The organism is Neisseria sp. P0001.S005 (assembly GCF_051963715.1).
The window spans coordinates 1-4,115 of sequence record NZ_JBQCTZ010000262.1 but is presented as its reverse complement, the minus strand read 5'-3'; the positions used below and the strand labels follow the sequence as shown (position 1 = coordinate 4,115).

The window sequence follows — 4,115 nt, the reverse complement described above, 5'->3', positions numbered from 1 at the left end:
GTTGCAGCCGCTGAGTAATTGATTCATTCAAGGCCGTCTGAAAATCAAGGGTTTCCTTGGATTTCAGACGGCCTTGTTTATGTGCTTGAGCCGAAGCAAATCAGTGCCGAGTTGTTTATATTTTTGGCTGGTTAAAAAGTATGGCAGTTGGCATAGAGAGATGATGTGTTGGACGAATATTCTTTCGTATTCGGATTTATCATAGTATTTTAATAAAGAGATTATTTATGAATAAAATCAAAATCTTTGGGATGGGTCTGGCTGCTTTGGCTCTGGCTTCATGTAGTACCCCGCAAAAGCCTGCTGTTGATACGGCAAAACCTGTCGAGCCTGTTTCCTCTGTAAAACGCCCTGTATTTGATGCTGCGGCTGAATCTGTTGCCAGCAGCGGTTTTAATGAGAACGTCAATGTTCAGCAGTTTATCCAATATGAAGTGAAAAACCGCCGTTTCAGTGCGGAAGAATTGCGCAATTTCTTTAATGGCGTGGTGTATAAAGGCAACATTATTACCATTATGTACCGTCCAAGCACTTCGCGTCCTTGGTATGAATTCCGCACCGGTAACTCTGGTGCAGCCAAATTTAATGGCGGCAGACAATTCTATACGGCAAACCGTGCCGTAATCGATGATGTGGCACGCAAATACGGCGTACCTGCCGAATTGATTGTGGCGATTCTCGGTATTGAAACCAATTACGGCAAAAATACGGGCAGCTTCCGCGTTGCCGATGCCTTGAGTACATTGGCCTTTGATTATCCCCGCCGTGCCGAATTTTTCCAAAACGAATTGAGCGAACTTTTGCTGATGGCAAAAGAAGAAAAAGAAAATATCTTTGACTTCAAAGGCAGCTATGCCGGCGCGATGGGCATGCCGCAATTTATGCCTTCAAGCTACCGTAAATGGGCGGTGGACTATGATGGTGATGGTCATCGCGATATTTGGAATAATATTGGCGATGTGGCGGCTTCTGTCGCCAATTATATGAAACAGCATGGCTGGCAGACCGGCGGTAAGATGGTTGTGCCGGTAAGTCTGACGATTACTCCGCACTTGCAGGCGATTATCGATGAGAAAACTGCCTTGACGCGTACTGTCGCAGATTTCAAAGCTTTGGGTGTCGTGCCTCAAGCTGCTGTTGCGGATAATGAAAAGGCTGTATTGTATGCTTTGGAAACCAGCCCGGGCGTATTTGAATACTATTTGGGCCTGAATAACTTCTACACAGTATGGCAATACAACCACAGCCGCATGTATGTAACAGCGGTGCGCGATATTGCGAATGCAATCAATAACAATGGCCTGTAAACCATAAGAAAACCACCCTTCGGGGTGGTTTTTAGATATTGAGGATTTGTAAGGGAGTTAAGCCATTAGTCTGATTTTCATGGCGTAACGTTTTTTACTGTGCCCTGAAACAAATTGTCCGCCTCGGGCAGGGGATAAAAACGCATTGCCTTCTGCGGTTGGTTCTGCACAAGTATATTGGCCGTTTCGATCGCTCCAAAGGGCATACACAGGCAGATTGTGGGTACGGATATCCAGTTTCAAGCCGTCAAATGCAACGTGTGCATCCTGGTCGGAGGAAACAAATTCGGTATGGGAGATATAGTCGGCATCGTATGGCGCGCCGTTGAAATCAAATTGTGTGCCGGCGGCGGTAAAGTAGGGGTGGAATCCCGGAGACGTGCGGACGGGCGATTCGCCGTAATTGCAGACGGTTAGGATGGCGATGGCTTCATTTTCGTTAGGTAGGCTGTAATCAAGCAACCATTCGACGTGTTCATAGCCTTTTTCTGTGCTGATTAATTTCAAGCCGATATCCGATTCATTTTGATAGCGGATTTCCCAGTCTGAAGTTCTGCCGAAACCATGTTGGGCCAGATGATTTTTGCTGTCCGGTCCGAATTGGGGTAAGCAAACGTGCATGCCGCCGCGTAATTTTGTGTCATTAGCGACTTGGACGCTGGTTTTCGGAAATAAGACTTCCCGTCCTTTTAGAATCAGGGAATCAATATATCCGCCCATTGTATTGACTTGCATTGTGGCTGACTGGTTGTGTAGTATGATTTCAGGCATAATGATTTGAGCTTCAAATTGTTTATCATTTGTGTAGCATTCTAACATTGCGATGACATGCTGTCGCTGTCGGCTTGATAGAAAATCCTTAATAAAAATCAAAAAAATGCTAGAATATATGCCATTTTCTGAGGCCGTCTGAAAAGCGGATAATTCTTTTCAGACGGCCTTCCGATTTATTTCCCGTAGAGAAACAACATGGCTTATCAAGTTCTTGCACGAAAATGGCGTCCGAAAACCTTTGCCGATTTGGTCGGTCAGGAACACGTCGTCAAAGCTCTGCGCAACGCGCTCGACGAAGGCCGTCTGCACCATGCCTATCTGCTGACAGGGACGCGCGGTGTGGGCAAGACTACGATTGCCAGGATTTTGGCTAAGAGCTTGAACTGCGAAAATGCCGTGCATGGCGAGCCGTGCGGTCAGTGTGAAAGCTGTACGCAAATCGACAGCGGCCGTTATGTGGATTTATTGGAAATCGACGCGGCATCGAATACCGGTATCGACAATATCCGCGAAGTGTTGGAAAACGCACAATACGCGCCGACTGCGGGTAAATACAAAGTCTATATCATCGACGAAGTGCATATGCTTTCCAAAAGCGCATTCAATGCCATGCTGAAGACTTTGGAAGAACCGCCTGAACACGTTAAATTCATTTTGGCAACCACCGATCCGCACAAAGTCCCCATTACCGTATTGAGCCGTTGTCTGCAGTTTGTGTTGCGCAACATGACAACGCAGCAGGTTGCCGAGCATTTGGCGCATGTATTGGACCGTGAAAACGTTCCTTATCAGCCACAGGCTTTGCAACTTTTAGGCCGTGCTGCCGCCGGCTCGATGCGCGATGCGTTGAGTCTTTTGGATCAGGCGATTGCCATGGGTTCGGGTAAAGTGGCCGAACAAGATGTCCGCCAGATGATCGGAGCGGTCGATAAACAATACCTGTTTGAATTGCTTGAAGGAATCATCAATCAAAACGGCGAGGCCTTGCTGGAAAAAGCTCAGGAAATGTCCGCCAGAGCGATTGGTTTTGACAGCGCATTGGCAGAATTGGCCATGTTGTTGCAACGTTTGGCTTTGATTCAAACCATTCCTTCTGCCTTGGCAAATGACGACCCTGAACGTGAAACCTTGCTGCGATTAAGTCAGGCTTTGAGTGGCGAGCAAATTCAGCTTTATTATCAATGTGCTATTCATGGCAAACAGGATTTACCGCTGGCTCCGGACGAGTATGCCGGTTTTGTCATGACGCTTTTGCGCATGCTCGCATTTGCGCCGTTGGCCGCTTCCGGTTGCGATACACAAAGTCAGATTGAACATACGGATTTGCATTCCGACCATCAGAAAGCTGAGGCCGAAAAAAAGCCTTTTCAGCTGCCGAAATCTGAGCCGATAGCAGCAACGGCGGTTGAGAAAGAGGCTGCTTCTGCCAAACAGGATGCCGTTGAAAGGCCGTCTGAAGAAACCGTTCAGCCTGTTCTGCAACAACAGGCGGATGTACCGCCTTGGGAGGAAATGCCGAGCCAAGTATCGGCTGAGCCGCCTAAAACACAAACGGTGCAGATGCAAGAAGCGGAGGCGCCATTGCCTGTTGCAAAAGTTCAGACGGCCCCTGAGCCGGAAGAATATCCGCACATGGATGAGGAAATTCCACCTCCGTATTTTGATGAAGCATATGCATTTGAAGATTCACATCGTGCTGATGTGATGGAAGTACCGCAGCCGGTTGTGTCTGCTGAGCCTGAAGAAGAGGAGGGAGATGAAGAAGAGCTTCAGTTCGCTCCTTTGCCTGAGTTTAAAACTGAGAATTGGCACAGCATTATCGAACGTTTCGCCCGTAAATTAGGTGCGGCGCAGATGTTGGCACAAAATGCGGCATGGACGAGTTATGATGCGGAAGCAGGATTAATCATGCTGTCGTTGACGGATGAGGCCAAAGCCACTGCCAATAAAGAGCGCTTGGATAAAATCTGCCAGACGTTGAGCGAGGCATACCATCTTGGCAATTTAAGGCTGCAAACCGAGCCTTGGCAGGAT

3 protein-coding genes are annotated in these 4,115 nt (G+C 47.8%); 2 read left to right on the top strand and 1 reads right to left on the bottom strand.

The annotated features are described in order from the left end of the window. The first annotated feature begins 227 nt into the window (after positions 1-227). Positions 228-1,307 (top strand): lytic murein transglycosylase B, encoded by a 1,080-nt coding sequence (mltB, locus tag ACTHSP_RS18450; RefSeq protein ID WP_440346631.1) that lies wholly within the window; start codon positions 228-230, stop codon positions 1,305-1,307. 57 nt (positions 1,308-1,364) lie between these two features. Here the strand turns inward: mltB and ACTHSP_RS18445 are convergent, their stop codons facing one another. Then, positions 1,365-2,078, bottom strand: coding sequence for an aldose epimerase family protein (locus tag ACTHSP_RS18445; protein ID WP_314513804.1), 714 nt, complete (start codon positions 2,076-2,078; stop codon positions 1,365-1,367). A 198-nt stretch (positions 2,079-2,276) separates the two neighbouring features. Between ACTHSP_RS18445 and dnaX the strand changes: the two genes are divergently transcribed. Then, on the top strand, positions 2,277-4,115 hold a 1,839-nt coding region (gene dnaX, locus ACTHSP_RS18440; RefSeq protein WP_440346630.1), incomplete at its 3' end, for a DNA polymerase III subunit gamma/tau.